The sequence below is a fragment of the Sphingomonas sp. GW821-FHT04B01 genome (assembly GCF_059420425.1).
In genome coordinates, this window is the sequence record NZ_JBWKTR010000004.1 from 183131 (window position 1) to 203519 (window position 20389).

The window sequence follows — 20389 nt, forward strand, 5'->3', positions numbered from 1 at the left end:
ATCCAGAAAACTGATATTAAACAAAGGCTTGGCTGATCCATTCGGCGATCAGCGCGGGCTTGTCCGCGCCTTCGATCTCGACGGTGAATTCGGTCGTCTGTTGATATTGGCCGGGTCGCTTTTCGTCGAAGGCGAGCAGGCGGAAGCGGCCGCGTACGCGGCTGCCCGAGCGGACGGGGGTGAGGAAGCGGACCTTGTTGCCCCCGTAATTGACGCCCATCTTCACGCCCGCGAGCTGCGGCGCGTCGGGCACGCTCGCGGCGAGCAGCGGCATCAGCGACAGCGTCAGGAAGCCGTGCGCGATGGTGCCGCCGAACGGTGTCGCGGCGGCGGCGACGGGATCGACGTGGATGAACTGGCGATCGCCGGTCGCCTCGGCGAACCGGTCGATCATCGCCTGGCTGACCTCGACCCAGTCGGAGACGGTCTCGGTGCCGATCCGGTCCCGCATCTGGTCGGCGCTGATCGTCGTCACGGCAATTCCTCCGTTGGTTTCCGGCGCCGCCTTTTGGCGCCCGACATTTGGCGCTAGATGCGACGCATTCTCTAGGCGCGGGAGGGTGTCTCTCGCAAGCCTTGGCCGACCGAAAGCTTGAACATGTCCTCTGCCGTAACGTCCGATGCCCGCAAAACCATGTCGCAACTGTATCGGGCGAGCGAACCCGATGTTCTAAAACCGCTGCTCGACCGGGCCGCGACCTCGCCTGATTCGCGTGGGCGGATCATCGACCACGCTTCGGGCCTGCTCGCCGACCTGCGCGCGGCGCAGAACCGTGGCTGGGTGAACCAGTTCCTGCAGGAATATCGGCTCAATTCGTCGGAGGGCGTCGCGCTGCTCAGCCTCGCCGAGGCGTTCCTGCGCGTGCCCGATCCGGAGACCGCCGATCTGCTGATCGCGGACAAACTGGGCGACGCCGACTGGCGCGCCCACGCGGGCCAGTCGAACAGCAAGTTGGTCAATACCGCGACCTGGGGTCTCGTCGTCGGCCGCGTGCTGGTCGGCGAGGGGCCGTCGGGGCCGCTGCGCCGGCTGATCAGCCGGGCGGGCGAGCCGTTCGTCCGTCAGGCGGTGGGCACGGCGATGAAGAAGATGGGCGAGATCTTCGTGATGGGCCGGACCATCGACGAGGCGATGCGGCGGATGCGCAAGCCCGACAACAAGGGCTTCACCGCCAGCTTCGACATGCTCGGCGAGGCGGCGCGCACTTTCGCCGACGGCCGGCGCTATTTCGACGCCTATGTCGGCGCGATCGACGCGGTCGGCAACGATCCGGCGGCGGGCCATTCGATCTCGGTGAAGCTGTCGGCGCTGCATCCCCGCTACGAAGTGGCGCGGTGGAGCGAATGCGTACCGGCGCTGACCGAGATGCTGGAGGCGCTGGCGGTGCAGGCGGCGGGCAAGGGCATCGCGCTGACCGTCGACGCCGAGGAATCCGAGCGGCTGGAGATGAGCCTCGACATCATCGGGTCGGTCGCGGCGCTGCCGAGCCTGAAGGGCTGGGACGGATTCGGCATGGCGGTGCAGGCCTATGGCAAGCGCGCGCGACCGGTGGTCGCCTGGGCGAACGCGCTCGACCGGGTGATGAACGTACGGCTGGTCAAGGGCGCCTATTGGGACAGCGAGATCAAGCGCACCCAGGTCGAGGGGCTGGCCGACTATCCATTGTTCACCCGCAAGGCGGCGACCGACGTATCGTATCTGGCGGTGGCCAAGGACATGCTGGCGGCGGAAAACATCCGTCCCGCCTTCGCCAGCCACAATGCGCTGACCGTCGCGACGATCCTCGAATGGGCGGGCAATTCGCGCGATTTCGAGTTCCAGCGGCTGCACGGCATGGGCGACGGCCTGTACGAGCGGCTGGTGCGCGAGAACGGCTATCACTGCCGCATCTATGCGCCGGTCGGCGGGCATCGCGACCTGCTGGCCTATCTGGTGCGACGGCTGCTGGAGAATGGCGCGAATTCGAGCTTCGTCCACCAGCTCGCCGATGCGCGGCTGAGCGAGGACGAGATCCTCGCCGATCCGGTGGCGAAGATCGCCGCGGTGGGCGGCGCGCGGCATCCGAGCATTCCACTGCCCAAGGACCTGTTCGCGCCGGGGCATCGCAATTCGCGCGGGCTGGACCTGAGCGACGTCGCGACGCTGGACGCGACGGTGCGGGCGGTCAGGCAGCCGCTCGCGCTCGGCGATACGCCGGCCGCGATCGCGGCGGAGGCGGGTGCCGCGGTAGCGGCAGCGGTCGGACGCGCGCAGGCGGCGTTCCCGATATGGTCGCGGACCCCGGTGGACGCACGTGCCGCCTGCCTCGAACGGCTCGCCGATTTGCTCGAGGAGAATCGCGACCGGTTGATGGCGATCTGCGTGCAGGAGGCGTTCAAGACGATTCCCGATGCGATCGGCGAGGTGCGCGAAGCCGCCGATTTCTGCCGCTATTATGCGGGCGAGGCGCGCAGCCGGCTGCGCGCGGTCGACCTGCCCGGGCCGACCGGCGAGCGCAATACGCTGCACATCGAAGGACGGGGCGTGTGGGCGACGGTGGCGCCGTGGAACTTCCCGCTGGCGATCTTCCTCGGCCAGACGGTGGCGGCGCTGGTCGCCGGCAACACCGTCGTCGCCAAGCCCGCGCCGCAGACGCCCGAGATCGCGCGCTTCGCGGTCGAGCTGGCGCATCGCGCCGGGGTGCCCCAGGATGCGCTGGTGCTGGTGACCGGCGGGCCGGAGGTCGGCGCGGCGCTGACCGCGGACGTGCGCGTCGCCGGCGTCGCCTTCACCGGATCGACCGCGACCGCCAAGCGGATCGCGCGGACGCTGGTGGCGGACGACGACCGGCCGATCGTGCCGCTGATCGCCGAGACGGGCGGGATCAACGCGATGATCGTCGACAGCACCGCCTTGCCCGAACAGGTGGTGGCGGATGTCGTCACCTCGTCGTTCCGCTCGGCGGGACAGCGCTGTTCGGCGCTGCGGCTGCTGCTGGTGCAGGCGGATGTCGCCGAGGCGGTGATCGAGATGCTGAGCGGCGCGATGGACACGCTGCGGCTGGGCGATCCTGCCGACCCCGCGACGGATGTCGGGCCGGTGATCGATCGCGCCTCCTACGACAAATTGATGGCCTATCGGGCGAGCGTGACCGAGCGGACGGTCAAGACGCTGGCGGCGCCGGCCGACGGGCTGTTCGTGCCGCCGACGCTGGTGCGGCTCGATGCGATCGAGGATCTGGATCGCGAGTGGTTCGGGCCGATCCTGCACGTCGCGACCTGGGAGGCGGGCAAGCTGGAGGAGACGATCGCGCGGGTCAACGCCAAGGGCTATGGCCTGACGATGGGCCTGCACAGCCGCATCGCCCGCGCCGCCGAGGTGACCGAGGCGGCGGCGGCGGTCGGCAACCTGTACATCAACCGCTCGATGATCGGCGCCGTGGTGGGGTCGCAGCCGTTCGGCGGCGAGGGGCTGTCGGGTACCGGGCCGAAGGCGGGCGGGCCGCATTACCTCTACCGCTTCTGCGCCGAGCGGGCGGTGTCGGTGGACACCACCTCGGCCGGCGGGAATGCGACGCTGCTGTCGCTGGACGAAGGGGGGATTTGAGGGGCGGGGTGTTCGGGGCGGGCGATCGTTCCTGAGACTCGTTACCCCGGCTTTCCGAAACCTCTGCGGCAGTCCATTCGACCACTGGTTGAGTGTAGTGTTCCTGCGGAAGCAGGAACCCAGGGCCCAGCAGAACAACAGCTTGCAGCGTTCGGGACTCTGGGCTCCTGCGTTCGCAGGAGCACTGGTGGAGTTGCAGCGGTTTCACTTCCGGGAGGATCGGCCGTTTGCAGAGGGTGTACGGAAGCTAGGCAGGGGCTTGTCGACCGGCGGCGCGGGGACGTGCGATTAACCTTCCTGCGCTGACGTGCTACGACAATCACGAGCTGACCGGATCGTGGAGGCAAGGATGCAGGCGTCGTATTTCGATCCCCGGCAACGCAGCAGGGACAAGGATGCTGCCCGGCAATCGGACGATGCGGCGCTATCGTCGGGGCGGATCACGGCGGAGGCGTTGTCGCGCCGGAATTTTGCCTTTGGTCATCTCGACTTCTCCGCTGCGCAGATGACGATCGGAAAGGCTGACGGACCGCTCTGATGCTGGCGGCATCGATCGATGCGGTCATGCGTGCGGCAGCCGGCAAGGCGGACGTCATTCTGGTGGGAGGGCAGGCGATCGCGGTCTGGACGGCCTATTACGCCGACAGTCCGGACTTCGGGCCGGAGGCGTCTGCGGCCACCACGCAGGATATCGATTTTCTCGGATCGGGGCGTCGCGCGGCCGAGATGGCGGCGGCCCTTCGAGCGCGTGTCGTGTTTCCAACGGCGGGCGATGCAACCCCGAGTAGCGCGATGCTCGATCTCGGGCATGAGAACAGCCCGGACGAGCGCATCGACTTTCTCGCCTATGTGGCCGGGCCGGGTGACCGTGTAGCTGATCAAGCGATCGAATTGATGGTGCCGCTGCTCGCAGAGCCGGAGGCATCACCGATATTGATCCGGATCATGCATCCGTTCCATTGCCTGCAAAGCAAGCTCGAGAACACCGTGACGTTGGATCGCAGGGGGATATCGGCGCTGGCGCAACTCGAATCGAGCGCCGCCATCCTCCGCTGCTTCATCGCCGACATGCTCGACGGGGCGGCGGGCGACCATCGCGCGCCGGAGGCGCGCATGGCGTTCAAGACGCTGGACGCACTGGGCGAATATCTCGAACGTCACATCACCGGGCGCCGGGCCGATCAGTTCATGGTCAACGATCCGCTGCAGATCTTGCGGCACTTCGCGGATGATCCGCGTGTCCCGGAGCAGTTTCGCCGCCACAATATCAACGATGCGGTCACCCGGATCACGGCAATGCGAGGGCGGCGGCTCGGGTCGGGTGCCTGAAGGTCAAGCCGGCGGTCGCTCCGTCACCGCCGCATAGGGCATCACCAATGTGCCGTCGGGGGCGGCGGTGTAGTTGGTTTGCGTCGGATAGGGGATGGAGATCCCCTCTGCGGCGAAGCGGGTCATGATGCCGACCATGATGCGGTCGCGCATCGGGTGGGCGGTGGCCCAATCGTCGCCGGGGATGTCGAATTGCAGCGCGAAGTCGAGGCTGGAGGCGCCGAACGTCTCGAAGCCGGAGCGGGCGACGGTGCCGCCCTCCGCCTCGACGATCTCGCGGAGCAGGGCCGGGATGCGCGCGAGCGTCTCGGGCGGGGTTTCGTAGGCGGCGCCGATGGTAAAGCCGATGCGGATGTGGTCGCGCACGCTGGTGTTCTGGATCTCCTTGTCGAGCAATTGCTTGTTGCTGATGACGCGCAGCTCGCCGGTGAAGGCGCGGATGCGGGTGCTCTTGAGGCCGATCGATTCGATGACGCCGCTGGTGGTGCCGTAGCTGATCTTGTCGCCGCGGCGGAACGGACGGTCGAAGATGATCGCCAGCGCCGCGAACAGGTCGCCGAAGATGCCCTGCGCGGCGAGGCCGATGGCGATGCCGCCGACGCCGAGACCCGCGACGAGGCCGGTGACGTTGACGCCGAGATTGTCGAGCACGACGACCAGCGCCACGGCGAACAAAGCGACGGTGACGAGCAGGCGGATGAGACCCATCGCGCTGAGCAGCGCCTCGCCGCTGTAATGTTCGCTGCTGGTGCGATGCTCGATCGCGCCGAGGATCAGCTCGCGTGCCCAGATCGCCGCCTGGAAGACCGAGGCGACGGTCCACAGGAAATTGACCGTGGTGGCGACCTGGCTCGGCGCGCCGGCGTAGCCGACGACCAGTTTGGCGGCGAGCATCACGATGAAGAAATTGCTGGTGCGGGTGATCGCGCGGCCGAGGATCGTGCCCCAGCCGCGGCGGCCGACGTCCTTGCCGCACAATTTCCTGCCGAGCCGGCGCAGGCCGTGCAGCGCGATGACGATCACCGCGCCGATCGCGAAGGCGATGAGGATCTGCAGCCAGTGGGTGTGCAGCCAGATCTCGCTGGCGGTGTAGAATTCGCCGATCTGGTTCTGGACGGTGTCGGCGTCGAAGATCGGCGCCTTGGCCGCGGCGGTGGTGTTGGCAGACATGACGGACCTTTTCAGGCGGCGGCCTTGAGGACGGGCAGCGCGGCCGGAGTTCCCGCTTCGAGGAACGCGATGAGGCCGCGTTCCTCGCGGCTGAGATAACGCGCCGAGCGCGGCAGGCGGAGCGCCTTGCGGAAGGCGCTCTGACCCTTTTTCACGAGGTCGATGAGCGAGGGGTGAACGTAGCTCTTGCGCGCGATCGCCGGCGTGTTGCCGAGCCGCGCGACGACGGGTTCGAGCAACGCCTTGAGGCTGAGATCGGCCTCGGCCGAGGCGAGCGCCTCGAATGCGGTGACGCTGGCGCCCCAGGTGCGGAAATGCTTGGCGGTGAAGTCGCCGCCGCCGGCGCGGCGGATATAGTCGTTGACGTCGGACGAGGTCACCGGATGCGCCTCGCCGGCATCGTCGACCCAGGCGAACAAATGCTGTTCGTCGAGATCCTGCATCTTCTTGACGGTGGCGGCGAGACGCTTGTCGGTCACCTGCATGTCGCGCTCCTTGCCCGACTTGCCCTTGTAGCGCAGCTTCAGCGTGTCGCCGCGGACGCTGCCGTGATCCTTGCGCAGCGTGGTCGCGCCGTAGCTCTCGTTCGCCTCGGCATAGGCTTCGTTGCCGACGCGGATATGGCCGATGTCGAGCAGGCGGACGACCGCGGCGATCGCGCGGTCCTTGCCCAGGCCGCGCGCGGACAAATCGGCTTCCACCCGCTTGCGGATTTTCGGCAGGCAAAGGCCGAAATCGGCGCATTTCTCGTATTTCGCCGCCTCCTGCGCCTCGCGGAAGCCGGTGTGGTAGCGATATTGCTTGCGACCCTTTTCGTCCCAGCCGATCCCCTGGATATGGCCGTTGGCGCGCGGGCAATACCAGGCGTTGCGATAGGCGGGGGGCAGGCCGACGGCGTTGAGCCGGTCGATCTCGTCGCGGTCGGTGATGCGGGTGCCGTCGGGGGCGAAATAGGCCCAGCCGTTGCGCACCTTCTTGCGGGTGATGCCGGGTTTCGAGTCGTCGCAATAGACTATTCGCGCTGCCACCCTTTGCTCCTTGTGTGCGGGTCGTCCGAAAATGCGCGGGGGTCGCCGTCTGTTCCGGAACGTGCGGCGGGCGCGACTGTTGGTGCGTCGCATCCCCACAGGAGACATGACATGGCCGACCTTGCCCAAGCGCGCGTGCTGATCCTCGCCACCGACGGTTTCGAGCAGGACGAACTCTTCAAGCCGCGCGAGGCGCTGCTCGACGCGGGGGTGCAGATCAGCCTCGCTTCGATCAAGACCGATCTGATCCAGGGCGTCGTCAACGACAGCGAGAAGGGGGAGAGCATCACCCCCGACCTGACGCTCGACGACGTCGACACCGACGATTACGACGCACTGCTGCTGCCGGGCGGCGTAGGCAATCCCGACAAGATGCGGTTGCAGGACCGGGCGATCGAGATCGTCACGGAATTCATGGAGGACGACAAGATCGTCGCGGCGATCTGCCACGCGCCGTGGCTGCTGGTCGAGGCGGACGTGGTCGACGGACGCCGGGTGACGAGCTGGCCGTCGGTGCGCACCGATTTGGAGAATGCCGGCGCCGACGTGGTCGACGAGCAGGTGGTGGTCGACGGCAATCTGATCACCAGCCGCAAGCCGGACGATATCCCCGCGTTCAACCAGGCGATCCTCGATGCGCTGGCGGAAGAGCTGGCCGAGGAGAGCGAAGAGGCGTGAGTCAGCGCGATTCCTCCCCCGCAAGGGGGAGGAACAGGCGGTTGACGTGGTGTTGCGCGGGGCGTTCGACCAAGCGGTACAAGGCGGCCGACACGATCAGTACCAGCAGCAGGTAGAGCGCGATCAGCGGCGGGGCGAGCGTGGCGGCGGCGAGCGGGAGCTTGAACGCCTTCCACAGCAGGAAATGCGACAGATAGGTCGCGTAGCTGATCTCGCCGAGCCAGTGGAGGCGGCGGCCCTCGAGCGGATGGCCGGGGCGGCCGGCGGTGAGGGCCAGCAGCAGCAGGAGCGCGGCGAAGGTCGCGGGCGCGACGAGCGTTTCCGGCGTCCCGAGCACCCATGCGGCGGCGGTCGTGAGAGCCGCCAATGCCGGCCAGATCGCGCGTGGCTGGCGCAGGTAGAGCGCGGCGAGCAGCGTGCCGGTGCCGAATTCCGTCAGGCAGCGGGTGAGGCCGTGGCGGGGAATGTCCTCGCCCAAGGATGCGGCGCCGTGCATGGCGGCGTGGAGAGCGAGCAGGAGCGCGGTGGCCAGCGCAAGCAGCGCGACGCTCGGCAGCTTGCGCCAGTCGATCGCCAGCGCGAGCAGCGGAAATAGCAGATAGGCGGCGAGTTCGCAGCTGATCGACCAGGCGGGGTCGTTCCAGCGCAGCGCGTCGGTGACCCCCCAATTCTGGACGAGCAGCAGGTGCAGCGGCAGTTCGGCGAAGGGAAAGGCGGGGTCGGTGCGGCCGGTCGCGCGGAGCAGCAGCGCGAGCGCCACCGCGGCGGCGAGCATCACCGCGTGCAGTGGCCAGATGCGGGCGATGCGCTTTTGCAGGAAGCGCGGGATGGCGGCGGGATCGCGCAGCCGCGCGTGCCAGCTCAGCCAGATGACGAAGCCCGACAGCAGGAAGAAGACATCGACCGCGAGATAGCCTTTGGCGAGTACCGCCTCGACGGCGGGCGGCAGGCCGGCGATGCCGCCGCGGATGTGGTAGAGGACGACCAGCCACGCCGCGATGCCGCGGATACTGGTGAGCGCGCGCAATTCGGTCATCGGTGGGATGGGGTGGGGACGGGTGCGACACGGGGTTCGTCACCCCGGAGATGATCGAGGCCTCTGTGAAAGTCGCCCAGTGCTCCTGCGAAGGCAGGAGCCCAGAGCCAAGCAAAGAAACGTCTTATGGCGTTCGGGACTCCTGGGCTCCTGCTTTCGCAGGAGCACTGGGTTGGTTTGCCGGTAGTCGGGACGTTCGCCGACGTCTCGCACGGGTCCGGGATGGCGGATTGGGCTCGGTCCGGCCAGCGCAGGGGGCGGTTCACGCCGTCACCGACCCTGCCGCGCGCGGCCGCCGCATCGGTGCCTGCGCCGTCTCCGCGCGGCGCCGTGCCAGATAGGAATCGAGGCCGATCTGCGCGCCGATCAGCATGTAGACGAAGGGCTGGAAGGCGATCGCGATGAAGGCGGCGCCGAGCAGATAGACGAGGTGCGCGGTCTGCAAGGCCGCCGCCAGCGGTCCCGCCCAGCCGAACGGCCCGGCGGGGTCGCCGTAGCGGCGGCGCAGCACCTCCATGCGGACGATGCCGATCAGGCTGATGCCCAGCCACAAGGCGAGGCCGAGATAGCCCTGTTCGCCGAGCATCTCGAAATAGGCGCTGTGATAGCCGCGCGCCTTGTCGGTGACCGCCTGGTCGGACACCGCGGGCGCGGGGCCGGCGCCGTCGGTCTTCTTGATCTCATAGCGGATGTGGTTGCCGCGATAGGCCTCGAAGCCGCCGCCGAACGGATGCGCCTTGGCGTAGTCGATCGTCCATTGCCACACCGCGAGCCGGGTCGAGGCGGATTCGTCGGCGTCGTGGCTCTTGATCGTGCTCATCCGGTCGGTGAAGCTCGCCGGCAGGAACGGCACCGCGATCACCGCGGCGGCGGCGATCATCGTCAGATAGAGTAACTTGCGGCGCGCGTTGCGCAGCGACAGCAATGCGACGAGCACGATGCAGAGCAGCCCGGTGCGCGTCGAGGTGCCGATCGGGATCAGCAGGCAGGCGAAGATCAGGCACAGGCAGAAGCCCTTCACCTTCCAGTCGGGGCGGAAGATCGTGCCGTAGCGCATGAACCACGCGATCAGCGGCACGATCGCGATCGCGACGGTGGAAATGGTGCTGCCTTCGTAGAGGCCCGAATTGTTGTTCACCATGAGGTCGAGCTGGCCATAGCCGCCGCCGCCCGCCGCGGTCTTGATGCCGCCGACGATGATGATCGAGGCGGCGGACAGGATCATGAACAGCAGCAGCGCCTCGATCCGGAGCCGCGTGCGCAGCGTCAGCGGCAGGAAGGCGGCGAAGGCGAGGCATTTCCACACCCAGTCCCATTTGTCCTTCGCATCGAGCGGAAAGTCGGCGCCGAGCGTGGTCGCCCAGCAATAGAGCAGCAGCGCGACGATCAATCCTTGCCGGGGCGTGAAGCGGCTGTCGCTTTTGTCGTCCATCAGCAGCCAGCCGCCGACCGCCAGCGCCACCGCGATCAGCGAGATCGGCACGGTGTTGAGCAGGATGTAGGTCAGTCGCTGCGGCGAGACGATGTCGATATAGACGTAGGCGAGGACGAGGATGAACGGCCGCCGCAGCCCCATGCCGAAGATCGCGGCGAGGAAGGCGACGAAGACGAGGTCACGCACCGGGCCGGTCGTCCTCTGGCGGGTTTTGGGGGGGATTGCCGCGGGCGCGCCAGTGGCGGGGCGGCGGCGCTTCCGAATCGAGATCGGTGCGCTTGAGCAGCAGCCATGCGGCGAGCAGCATCAGCCCATGGGTGAGCGCCAGCGACAGATTGTCGATCATCGGGTCGGGGCGTCTGCGGTCATCCGCCAAGCCTATGGGATGGTGGGGGTTGATGCCACGTTAAGTGCGTTGCGGGTCGGGGGGTGGAGGCGGCCGGCCGGGGGTGCTTTGTATCGCTGCAATGATGGCGTGCGAGCCGCTTCCCCATCGCATTCGTCACCCCGGACTCGTTCCGGGGTCCACCGGTCCGCAGGGAAACGGCATGAGGCTCAAGCCTTTCTCCTCGCCGCGGCGTGGACCCCGGAACAAGTCCGGGGTGACGGGGGGAGGCGGGGAGGTCCGGCGTTCCCGATGCGACACTCTGCCAGTGCTCCTGCGGACGCAGGAGCCCAGGAGTTCCGGACGCTGTAAGCCGTTGTTGTGCTTGGCCCTGGGTTCCTGCTTTCGCAGGAACACTGTGAAGGCCCGTCAAGGCTTTCCCAAGAGTTCGCCTGCGCCGGGGTATGCGGCAGAGCGGCAGTGACCCGTTTCGGGCGAGGCTAAGAAGGGTGGTTCGCGCGGAGGCGCGGAGGCGCGGAGGTGTTGCGTTTGTCGGCGCCGTGGCGATCTCCATTCAGACGAGAGAGCGGGCCACGCTTCACCATGCGCTCCATCTCCGCGCCTCTGCGCCTCTGCGCGAACATATCTTCTTCTTACATGAAGGTGTCGGCGGGGTCGCCCGAACCCAAAGGGGCGGCACGCGGATTGACGCGTCCTTAAGCCGCTGTGGCATAAGCGCGGGTGATGCGTATCCTCCACGTCCTCGATCACGGTCTGCCGCTCCAGAGCGGTTATACCTTCCGTACGCGCGCGATCCTGAAGGCGCAGGAGCAGCGCGGCTGGCAGGTGGCGGCGGTGACCGGGCCGCGGCAGGGTGCGGTGGCGGATGCGGTCGAGGCGGTCGACGGGCTCACCTTCCATCGCACGCAGGCGGCTTTGAAAGGCGGTGTCGTCGGCGAGCTGGCGGGGATCGCCGCCTTCGCGCGGCGGATCGCGGCGGCGGTCGATTCGTTCCGGCCCGACGTGCTCCACGCGCATTCGCCGGTGCTCGACGCGCTCGCGGCGCTGCGCGTCGCGCGGCGGCGGGGATTGCCTTTGGTCTATGAGATTCGCGCCTTCTGGGAGGATGCCGCGGTCGGCAACGGCACCGGGCGCGACGGATCGGCGCGCTATCGCGCGACGCGGGCGCTGGAGACCTGGGCGGTGCGGCGCGCCGATGCGGTGGCGGTGATCTGCGAGGGGCTGCGCGGCGATCTGATCGCGCGCGGCATCGACGGCGACAAGATCGTCGTATCGCCCAATGGCGTCGACCTGACGGTGTTCGGCGCACCGGTGGCGCGCGATCCGGCGCTGGCGGCGGAACTGGGGCTGGACGACGCGGAGACGATCGGCTTCATCGGCAGCTTCTACGATTACGAGGGCCTCGACGATCTGATCGCGGCGATGCCGGCGCTGGTCGCCGCACGGCCCCGTGCGCGGCTGCTGCTGGTCGGCGGCGGGCCGATGGAGGCAACACTGCGCGCGCAGGCGGCGGCGTCGCCCGCGGCGGCGGCGATCCGCTTCGTCGGGCGCGTGCCGCATACCGAGGTGGAGCGCTATTACGCGCTGGTCGACGTGCTCGCCTATCCGCGCAAGGCGATGCGCCTGACCGAGCTGGTGACGCCGCTCAAGCCGCTGGAGGCGATGGCGCAGGGCAAATTGGTCGCCGCCTCGGACGTCGGCGGACATCGCGAGTTGATCCGCGACGGCGAGACGGGCACCTTGTTCGCGCCCGACGATCCGGCGGCGCTCGCCGGCGCGCTCGCCGGGCTGCTCGCCGACCGCAGCGGCTGGGACCGGCGGCGCGCGGTGGCGCGGGCGTTCGTCGAGCAGGAGCGTAACTGGTCGTCAAACATTTGTCGTTACGAACCGATTTACCAGCGGCTGACGGCGGCCGCGACAGTGGATGGATCATGGCAGCGTTCCCCGGCCGGTATATGAAGCGGTCTCACGTCACCGCATGGATCGCGCCCGCGGGCGGCGCGCTCGCCGGGCTCGCCGTAGCGGCGCTGTTCCTGCTGCTGCCGCAGACGACGCTGGAGGATTGGGTATGGCAGAGCGGCTTGCCCGCGCTGATCGCGGTGGCGGCGCCGCCGCTCGGCGACACGGCGCGTGCGGTGCTCGCGCTGGCCGGCGGCGGGCTGGCGGCGGCGGTGACGTGGTCGGCCTTGTTCCTGCTGTTCGGTGCAGGCGGACTGTTCGCACCGAGGCCGGCGGCGGACGGCGGCGTACCGGTGCTGCGCCGGGCCGACGCGCATCCCGACGCGCCGGCACGCCGGCCGATGTCCGCCGCCGACCTCGGTACGCCGCTGCCGCCGCCGGCACCGCCGGCGAGCGACGCGGCGGCGGTGGCGCAGGAGGGTGCGTCGACGAGCGACGCGGCGTTGCCCGAGGAGCGCTCGATCCCGGCCGATCTCGACCTGCCGCTCGCCGCCTTCCACCCCGACGCCTTGCCTGAAGTGCCGCGCGAGCCGGTGCGCCCGGTACTGCCGCTGCGGCCGCCCGCCACCGTTGTGGCGGAAGTTCTGCCCGCGCCGTCGGAACCGCCTCAGCCCGTCGCACCGACGGACCCAGCGGGGCCATCGGAGGTGCCGTCAATCGAGGCGCTGATCGACCGGTTGGAACGCAGCACGCGCCGGAAAGCGCGGGCATAAGAAAACCGGCTCCGCGCGACGCGCGAAGCCGGTGATCGGTTGGTCGAGCCGTTTAGAAGTCGAAGGAGAGTTGCAGACGTGCGCTGCGGCCATCCTGATATTGGGTTACGGTGCGATAATAAGGCGAGGCCTTCCCCTCACCGTCGGTGCCGTTCTCGTTCAGGTTGAGCTTGGGTTGACGATTGAAAACGTTAAACACCGTTGCCCGCAACGTCATCGCTGCCGAGCCCACGTCGAACTTATAACTGACGTCGAGGTCGTTGACGAACAGCCAGTCGCTCTTGAACACCGAGCCACGAGGGATGAGTTGCACCGGACGCGACACGGTCGGATCGGTATTGATCGAGCCATCCGCATTGACCTGGCAGAACAGACCCGCTGCGCCGTAAGCCGCCGAATACGGATCGATAGCCTCGGGCACACGGCCGATGCAACCATAGCGACGCGGTGAATAGGCCTGCAGCTTGCCGCCAATGTTCAGTCGATCAAAGAGCAGATAGCTGCCCGCCAATTTGATGACGTGACGCTTGTCATTCGGCGAATAGCCGTAAGTGCCCAGAGTAAGGCCGGGTTGATCGAAGTCGGTGGTCAGTCCGGTGTCACTCTGACCGTTGTCGGTCTTCACGCCACCCTCATAGTTACCAATGGTCTTTGAATAGGTGTACGAAGCATCGAGGCTCCAGACGCCGTCGAATTCCCGATGCGCCTCGAAGGTCATGCCCTTGTAAGTCCGACGGGCTTTGGGGTAGCCGAGGTCCGCCGCAGAGAAATCCACCGTTCGCAATGTCGTCTCGCCGTTAATCGGGTCGGACAGCGTAATCCGTGACGCGCTGCCCGGATTGATCAGGACATATTGATGGAAGCCGTCCCAGATCGTGTTGCAACCGCTGACCTTCTGCTTCACACAATAAGCATTGACCGCTTGGTCGATCGACGAGTCTTCCAGCACTTCATTGAGCTTGGTGTAGGTGAAGTAAGCGCCTACGCGCCAGCGCGTTCCGAGCCGCTTTTCATAACCGAGGATATATTCGTCAGCGGACTGAGGCTTTAGCTGCCGGGCCACCGTCGTCTCGGCCGACTTCGGCTGACCGTTGCCGGTCACGCTGCACGCCAACGCACCATCGTCAGGGCATGCGGCCGCATTGGTATAATTGATCGGGTTTCCGAGGATCGGCACATTGGCATTGGTCAGTCCGTTGAAGAGGGCAGTACGCGTGTAGTAGGTTTCGCCTCCTGTCAGCCGGATATTGGTGTTGGAGGCGACGGGAACAAACAAGCGACCGAAGCTGCCGTAGATCTTGTCACGGCGGTCGCCGACGGGATCGAAGGTGAAGCCAAGGCGCGGCCCCCATTGGTTGCCGGATTTGTAGAACGTCTGCTTCAACGCATTGTCGTTGGTGAAGCGGTCGTTGCGAATTCCGAGATTGACCGTCAGCCGATCGCTGAACAGGGACCAACTGTCCTGCAGATAATAGGCTTCATTGAGCGACGTGAAGCGGCCTTCGTTGAAATAGGTCGTGCGACGCACATAATTCGTGCCGACGGCGAGGTTGTAAGGATTGCCGGTCTGCGCGGTGTACACGGTGTAGAACAGGCCGCCACCGCCGCCGCGGGATGCGGTGACCGAGGTCAGTTCCTCGCGATCATAGCCGCCCTTGAAATGGTGCGATCCCAGAAAATTGAAATAGATATCCGCATCAGCACGATAGAATTTGCGGACGTCGTTATCGTCACTGCGACCGCCGCTGGAGCGCGTCAACGGCACCACGGCTAAAGGATTGCGGGCGTCGCTGACGGAGGGAGTGTTGGCATTGCTCTCGTTAAAGGACTGGGAGAAATAATTGTTCTCATTGCGGCCATATGCCGCCGAGACGGTCAACCACTTGCTGAAGACCCCCGTGTAGCGTCCGACATAATTTTCACCGCCGTAGGAGGCAAGCGTCCGCCCGGCGTAGGGGCCATCCTTGTTCGTGAGATAGTTGTAGCGTCCGTAACCCGGCGCCGCACTACCGTAGGTGTTGAAGAACTGGTCGCCCTTGGTGCTCCAGTAGGTGAACTCCAGGCGCTGGCCATTGACGATCACCGCATCGATCTTGCCGCCGTAGAAAGGGGACGACGTACCGAAATACGTCCGCGACGTGCCGAGATACTTCGAGGGATCATTGACGTCGGCGGTACGCGGATCGCCGAGGAACTGACGGGACGCGGTCACGCTCGTATTGTTGCGCGCCTGGTAGAGGCCGTAGAAGAACAGATGGTCCTTGATGATCGGGCCTGACAACTGGAATGTTGTGGATCGCGACTCGATCCTCCCCCCGTCATTATCGGAATAGAAGGTGTCGTGGGTCCGCGTGCGCAATCCGTCGGGGTTCCAGGAGAAGAGCAGACCGCCGTGGAACTCGTTCGAGCCGGACTTAGTGGTCGCGCTGGTGAAGCCGCCGGTCGACCGGCCGAACTCCGCAGCATAGCCCCCGGATTTGACTTCGATCGTTTGATAGAAGTCAAACGGCACGCCCGCAGGGCTGAGGCCCTTGCGGAAGTCGGTGATGTTGAGGCCGTTGACGAAGAAAGCGTTCTCCGACACCGCACCGCCGTTAGTAGAGGCGAGACCACCGAACGCGCCTGATCCGCTCGCCGTCCCCGGCGCCAGCAGCAGTACCGAGGTGAGATCGCGCGCAACGGGTAGCCGTGCCGCAACGTCCGCGACGTTGATGACCTGGCCGGTCGTCGTCATATCAAAATCCGCGGTCGCGATACGCTTGCTCGTCACGACGATATCCGTGCCGGCGGTATCGCTGCTACCAGCCTTGGCGAGCCGGAACTGATTGGACGCGGAGCCGGGCGCGAGACGGATGTTCGTCTCGACATAGGTATCGTAGCCATCGGCATCCACGGTGAATTGATAGTTGCCTTGGCGTAATTCGGGGATGCCGTAGACGCCGTTGTCGTTGGTCGTGACGGTGCGCGTGAAGCCCTGATCGACGGATCGGATCGTGACGCGCGCCTTGGGAATCGGGCGGCCCGACGAATCAAGCACCGTTCCACTCGCACTGAAACTAGAGAATCCCTGCGCCTCTGCGGCGGGCATCAGGCCACCGCCAACATTAGCGACTGCCATCATTCCAATTGCCACCGATGCGAGGAGCTTCGTGCGCAGCCCCTTTCCGTCATTCATCATTGTCATGCCCCTCTTTCACCCTGTTTTCGGATATCGTATCCGATATAAGAGAATGATCGTTATGGACATGAACTCAATGCAGATATTGGTTCGGCGTACAGAAGGTGCGTAGAATGTCGCTATTTTGTCACATAATGGTTACGAATGTTACGATCGCATCGGTAGCGATGTTGGTACGGTAACTCGATCGAAAGTCAGGCTATCGCTTTCCAGCGGCTCTGTTAGCCTCCGGCGAAACGCGCGGGAGAGGGCGATGGGCGGGACGGTGGCGGAAGCGGGCGGTGGGGAACAGCAGGCGTCGCGCTACGCCTGGTACGTGCTCGGTATCCTGTTCGTCGTCTACGTGCTCAACTTCATCGATCGGCAGGTGATCTCGATCCTCGCCGAGGACATCAAGCGCGATCTCCACCTCAAGGACGAGGACCTCGGCTTCCTCTACGGGACCGCGTTCGGCGTCTTCTATGCGCTGTTCGGAATCCCGCTCGGGCGGCTGGCGGACAGCTGGCATCGGGTGCGGCTGATGACGGTCGGGCTGGCCCTGTGGTCGACGATGACCGCGCTGTCGGGCTTCTCGCGTACCGGCGGGCAATTGGCGCTGGCGCGGATCGGCGTCGGAGTCGGGGAGGCGACCGCGTCGCCGTCGGCCTATTCGCTGATCTCGGACTATTTCCCCAAGCGGCTGCGCGCGACGGCGCTGTCGATCTATTCCGCGGGGCTGTACGTCGGTGGCGGCGTGTCGCTGTTCATCGGCGGGTTGATCGTCCAGGGCTGGAACCGGGCATGGCCGGGCGGCGGGCCGCTGGGACTGGTCGGCTGGCAGGCGGCGTTCCTCGCCGTCGGGCTGCCGGGGCTGGTCGTCGCCGGGTGGATCGCGACGCTGCGCGAGCCGGTCCGCGGGCTGGTCGAGGGGCTGCCCGAGCCGGAGCGGCATCCGGCGCCGTTCCAAGCCTTCTTCGCGGAGTTGCTGACGATCATCCCGCCGCTGACGCTGATCGGTGCGGCGCGGGGCGGGGTGCGGGCGCTGCTCGTCAATCTTGCCGGGCTGGCGGTGGTGAGCGGCGTGGTGGCGCTGCTGATCGCGCTGGGCGAGCCGAAGCCGCAATGGCTGGCGGTGGGGACGGGCGTCTATGCGGTGTTCTCGTGGGGGTGCGCGTTGCGGCGGCGCGATCCGGCGACCTTCGCGCTGATCGTCGGGACGCCGGCGTTCCTGTGCACGGTGGTGGCTTATGGGCTCAACGCCTTCCTGAGCTATGCGGCGAACTTCTGGGCGGCGCCTTATGCCTTGCGTACGCTCGGCGAGACGCCGGCGCGGGCGGGGCTGTTGCTCGGCAGCAGCGGCGCGCTCGCCGGCTTCCTGGGGGTGACGATCGGCGGGGTGGTCGCCGACCGGCTGCGGCGGGGCAATCCGGCGGGGCGGCTGATCGTGGTGATGGTCGGCGCCTGCGTGCCGGTGCCGTTCCTCATCGCGGCGTTCACCGCGAGCGATGTCTGGGTCTTCTATCCGTGCCTGTTCCTCGCCGGGATCACCGCCAGCGGTGCGCTGGGCTCGGCGGCGGCGACGACGCAGGATCTGGTGCTGCCGCGGATGCGGGGGACGGCGACCGCGACCTTCTTCATCGGGACGACGTTGCTCGGGCTGGCGATGGGGCCGTATCTGGCGGGGCGGATCTCGACGCTGTCGGGGAGTTTGTCGGTCGGGATGCTGTCGCTGCTCGCGGTGGTGCCGCTGACCTTGGGCTGCGCGGTGGCGGCATACAGGTTGGTGCCGGCGGCGGAAGCCTCGCGCGAGGCACGGGCGCGGGCGGTGGGGGAAGTGGTTTAGGGGGACCCTGCTGGCGGTGCCGGAGTGGGCGTTCCCCACTCCGGTCGTCCGTTACGGCGCGGCTTAGGCGGCGCCGAAGACGCCGCAGGCGATGCGGCCGCCGCTGTTGCCGGCGGGGTCGGTCATCAGGTCGTCGGGGCCGGCGTGGATGACGATCGCGGCGCCGTCGGTGTCGAGCAGACCGGCCATCGTCGCGCCGGGCACCGTCACGCCGAGCGTGCCGCGGCCGTCGGTGCCGACGATCAGATTGGGCAGGTCGCCCTCGTGCGGACCCTGCGGGTTCATGCTGCCATGCTTCATCGTCGTCGGGTTCCAATGGCCGCCGGCGGTGGTGAAGTCGGGCGCGTCGCAGCGGCCGGTGGTGTGGATGTGCGCGCCATGCGTACCGGCGGGGAGGCCCTTGACGTCGACGGTGTAGCGGATGCCGCCGGCGACTTCGGTGGCGGTGGCGCGGCCGGCGTCGAGGCCGGTGGCGGTGCGCAGCGATGCGGTGGCGCGGGCGCCGCCGGCGGTGGGGCTGCCGACCGCGACCTCCTCCTTCTGGGTACAGGCGGCCAGTGCCAGCGAGGACAGGCCGGCGAGGATGAGGATAGCGCGCATCAAAGGTCTCCCGAGGTTTCCTTACGAACCCGGCATGACCTGCGGCGGTTCCGCGGGCGGCGCAAGGGGCCAGCGCATCACCGGCGCATAGCTGGCGCCCTCGCCGCCGAGATGGCTTTCGTAGAGGATCAGATGCGGCATGGTGAAGGCGGGGCTGGCGAGGCCGGCATGGACCGCGAGCCAGCCATCGATCTCCGGCGCGGCACCGGCGCTGCGCGGCAGGCGGGCGAGCGTGACGTGCGGCCGATAGGCGCGCCGTTCGGGCGGCAGACCGGCGCGGACGCAGGCGTGATCGACCTTGCGGGCGAGATGGTAGAGCGAGTCGCCCGGCGCGAGCCCGGCCCACAAGGTGTCGGTGCGGCCCTTGTGCGCGAAGCGGCCGACGCCGGCGATCCTGACCTGCGGCGCGGGGGCGTACAGGCCGGCGAGCGCGGCCGCGACATCCTCCGCCTGCGGCCGGTCGACGTCGCCGATGAAACGCAGGGTGCAGTGGAGTTGCGCGTCGTCCTGCCAGCGGGCGTGCGGCACCCCGCCGGTCGCGGCGAGCAGCGATTCGCGGATCGCGGGGGGCGGACGCAGGGCGACGAACAGGCGCATGGCGGGACCGGCGGCTCTTTGTAAAGTTCTGTTGCTTCGGAACCGAGGCTTAGCCGGTTTCGCTTGAAAAGGGACCGCGGCACGCCGATATTTCGGTCATCCGACATCTGGTCGGTAAAGGAGTTTTGGATACCATGGCTAACTGGTCTGACCCCCGGCCGAGCGCCGCGCCGTTCGGGGCCTCGCGCACCGACGCAGCGCGCAGCGGTGCCTATGACGCGGGTCTGCGCTCGTACATGCTGTCGGTCTACAATTATATGGGATCGGGCGTGCTGCTGACGGGCATCGTCGCGCTGCTGTTCGCCTGGGGCGGGGGGTCGTCGCCGGCCGCACAGGTGTTCATGGGTGGCGGCATCCTGCGTTACGTGCTGATGTTCGCGCCGCTCGGCGTCGTCTTCGCGATGAGCTTCGGACAGGGGCGCATGCAGACGTCGACGTTGCAGATGCTGTTCTGGGCGTTCGCGGTGCTGATGGGCCTGTCGCTGTCGACCATCTTCCTGGTCTATAGCGGTACGTCGATCGCCGGTGCGTTCTTCTCGACCGCGGCTGGCTTCGCCGGTCTCAGTCTCTACGGCTATACGACCAAGAAGGACCTGTCGGCGTTCGGCACCTTCCTGCTGATCGGCCTCGTCGGCCTGATCGTCGCGAGCCTGATCAACCTGTTCCTGCAGTCGAGCGTGATGGAGCTGGTCATCAGCATCGTCGGCGTCCTGCTGTTCGCGGGCCTCACCGCTTATGACACGCAGCGCACCAAGAGCCTGTACTTCCAGGTCGCAGGGTCGGACATGGTCGGCAAGGCCGTGATCATGTCGGCACTGTCGCTGTACCTCGACTTCATCAACATGTTCCTGTTCGTGCTTCGCCTGTTCGGCGCACAGCGCAACTAAGACCGACGTTCGATCGTCATGTCGG

The 20389-nt window shown here is 67.0% G+C and carries 17 protein-coding genes; 8 read left to right on the top strand and 9 right to left on the bottom strand.

The window, feature by feature from the left end; translation table 11 throughout:
- Positions 1 to 16 precede the first annotated feature (16 nt).
- Positions 17 to 451: a MaoC family dehydratase gene (locus AC07UH_RS11915; RefSeq protein ID WP_169742563.1), complete on the bottom strand. Its 435-nt coding sequence runs from the start codon at positions 449 to 451 to the stop codon at positions 17 to 19.
- 183 nt (positions 452 to 634) lie between these two features.
- Between AC07UH_RS11915 and putA the strand changes: the two genes are divergently transcribed.
- The 3 genes from putA (at position 635) to AC07UH_RS11930 (ending at position 4915) form a co-directional block, all read left to right on the top strand.
- The gene (gene putA, locus AC07UH_RS11920) at positions 635 to 3586 is read left to right on the top strand and encodes a bifunctional proline dehydrogenase/L-glutamate gamma-semialdehyde dehydrogenase PutA (protein WP_495180606.1); all 2952 of its coding nucleotides are present in this window, start codon (positions 635 to 637) and stop codon (positions 3584 to 3586) included.
- Between the two features lie 349 nt (positions 3587 to 3935).
- On the top strand, positions 3936 to 4124 hold the full coding sequence (locus AC07UH_RS11925) for a hypothetical protein (RefSeq protein WP_495180607.1): 189 nt from the start codon (positions 3936 to 3938) through the stop codon (positions 4122 to 4124).
- Positions 4124 to 4915 (top strand): hypothetical protein, encoded by a 792-nt coding sequence (locus AC07UH_RS11930; RefSeq protein WP_495180608.1) that lies wholly within the window; start codon positions 4124 to 4126, stop codon positions 4913 to 4915. Before AC07UH_RS11925 ends, AC07UH_RS11930 begins: the two co-directional genes overlap by 1 nt.
- 3 nt (positions 4916 to 4918) lie before the next feature.
- On the opposite strand, the gene AC07UH_RS11935 is transcribed toward AC07UH_RS11930, so the two are convergent.
- Together AC07UH_RS11935 and AC07UH_RS11940 are read right to left on the bottom strand one after the other, a co-directional pair.
- Entirely contained in the window at positions 4919 to 6085 is a 1167-nt protein-coding gene (locus AC07UH_RS11935) for a mechanosensitive ion channel family protein (RefSeq protein ID WP_495180609.1), read from the bottom strand.
- Positions 6086 to 6096: 11 nt separating this feature from the next.
- Positions 6097 to 7113, bottom strand: a complete 1017-nt coding sequence (locus AC07UH_RS11940) for a DNA topoisomerase IB (RefSeq protein ID WP_495180610.1) — start codon at positions 7111 to 7113, stop codon at positions 6097 to 6099.
- 111 nt (positions 7114 to 7224) lie between these two features.
- Between AC07UH_RS11940 and AC07UH_RS11945 the strand changes: the two genes are divergently transcribed.
- Positions 7225 to 7791, top strand: a complete 567-nt coding sequence (locus AC07UH_RS11945) for a DJ-1/PfpI/YhbO family deglycase/protease (protein ID WP_495180611.1) — start codon at positions 7225 to 7227, stop codon at positions 7789 to 7791.
- A gap of 1 nt (position 7792) precedes the next feature.
- Here the strand turns inward: AC07UH_RS11945 and AC07UH_RS11950 are convergent, their stop codons facing one another.
- The 3 genes from AC07UH_RS11950 to AC07UH_RS11960 form a co-directional block, all read right to left on the bottom strand.
- Positions 7793 to 8827 (bottom strand): acyltransferase family protein, encoded by a 1035-nt coding sequence (locus tag AC07UH_RS11950; RefSeq protein WP_495180612.1) that lies wholly within the window; start codon positions 8825 to 8827, stop codon positions 7793 to 7795.
- Positions 8828 to 9089: 262 nt separating this feature from the next.
- Positions 9090 to 10448 carry a putative O-glycosylation ligase, exosortase A system-associated gene (locus tag AC07UH_RS11955; RefSeq protein WP_495180613.1) on the bottom strand — a complete coding sequence of 453 codons (1359 nt, stop codon included), beginning with the start codon at positions 10446 to 10448 and terminating at the stop codon, positions 9090 to 9092.
- Positions 10441 to 10608: a hypothetical protein gene (locus AC07UH_RS11960; protein ID WP_171009463.1), complete on the bottom strand. Its 168-nt coding sequence runs from the start codon at positions 10606 to 10608 to the stop codon at positions 10441 to 10443. Before AC07UH_RS11960 ends, AC07UH_RS11955 begins: the two co-directional genes overlap by 8 nt.
- A 723-nt stretch (positions 10609 to 11331) precedes the next feature.
- Between AC07UH_RS11960 and AC07UH_RS11965 the strand changes: the two genes are divergently transcribed.
- Positions 11332 to 12567 carry a TIGR04063 family PEP-CTERM/XrtA system glycosyltransferase gene (locus AC07UH_RS11965; RefSeq protein ID WP_495180614.1) on the top strand — a complete coding sequence of 412 codons (1236 nt, stop codon included), beginning with the start codon at positions 11332 to 11334 and terminating at the stop codon, positions 12565 to 12567.
- On the top strand, positions 12540 to 13280 hold the full coding sequence (locus tag AC07UH_RS11970) for a hypothetical protein (RefSeq protein WP_495180615.1): 741 nt from the start codon (positions 12540 to 12542) through the stop codon (positions 13278 to 13280). The genes AC07UH_RS11965 and AC07UH_RS11970 overlap by 28 nt, the downstream gene beginning before the upstream one ends.
- Positions 13281 to 13332: 52 nt before the next feature.
- Here the strand turns inward: AC07UH_RS11970 and AC07UH_RS11975 are convergent, their stop codons facing one another.
- Positions 13333 to 16458 carry a TonB-dependent receptor gene (locus AC07UH_RS11975; protein ID WP_495193948.1) on the bottom strand — a complete coding sequence of 1042 codons (3126 nt, stop codon included), beginning with the start codon at positions 16456 to 16458 and terminating at the stop codon, positions 13333 to 13335.
- A 253-nt stretch (positions 16459 to 16711) separates the two neighbouring features.
- On the opposite strand from AC07UH_RS11975, the gene AC07UH_RS11980 reads away from it, so the two are divergent.
- A complete protein-coding gene (locus tag AC07UH_RS11980) occupies positions 16712 to 18280 on the top strand; it encodes a spinster family MFS transporter (RefSeq protein WP_495180617.1) in 1569 nt (522 codons plus the stop codon).
- A 63-nt stretch (positions 18281 to 18343) separates the two neighbouring features.
- On the opposite strand, the gene AC07UH_RS11985 is transcribed toward AC07UH_RS11980, so the two are convergent.
- The gene (locus AC07UH_RS11985) at positions 18344 to 18880 is read right to left on the bottom strand and encodes a superoxide dismutase family protein (protein WP_137898728.1); all 537 of its coding nucleotides are present in this window, start codon (positions 18878 to 18880) and stop codon (positions 18344 to 18346) included.
- A gap of 21 nt (positions 18881 to 18901) precedes the next feature.
- The gene (gene thpR, locus AC07UH_RS11990) at positions 18902 to 19477 is read right to left on the bottom strand and encodes an RNA 2',3'-cyclic phosphodiesterase (RefSeq protein WP_495180618.1); all 576 of its coding nucleotides are present in this window, start codon (positions 19475 to 19477) and stop codon (positions 18902 to 18904) included.
- Positions 19478 to 19611: 134 nt separating this feature from the next.
- On the opposite strand from thpR, the gene AC07UH_RS11995 reads away from it, so the two are divergent.
- Complete coding sequence (locus AC07UH_RS11995) at positions 19612 to 20364, top strand: Bax inhibitor-1/YccA family protein (RefSeq protein WP_495180619.1); 753 nt, start codon at positions 19612 to 19614, stop codon at positions 20362 to 20364.
- Positions 20365 to 20389: the final 25 nt, after the last annotated feature.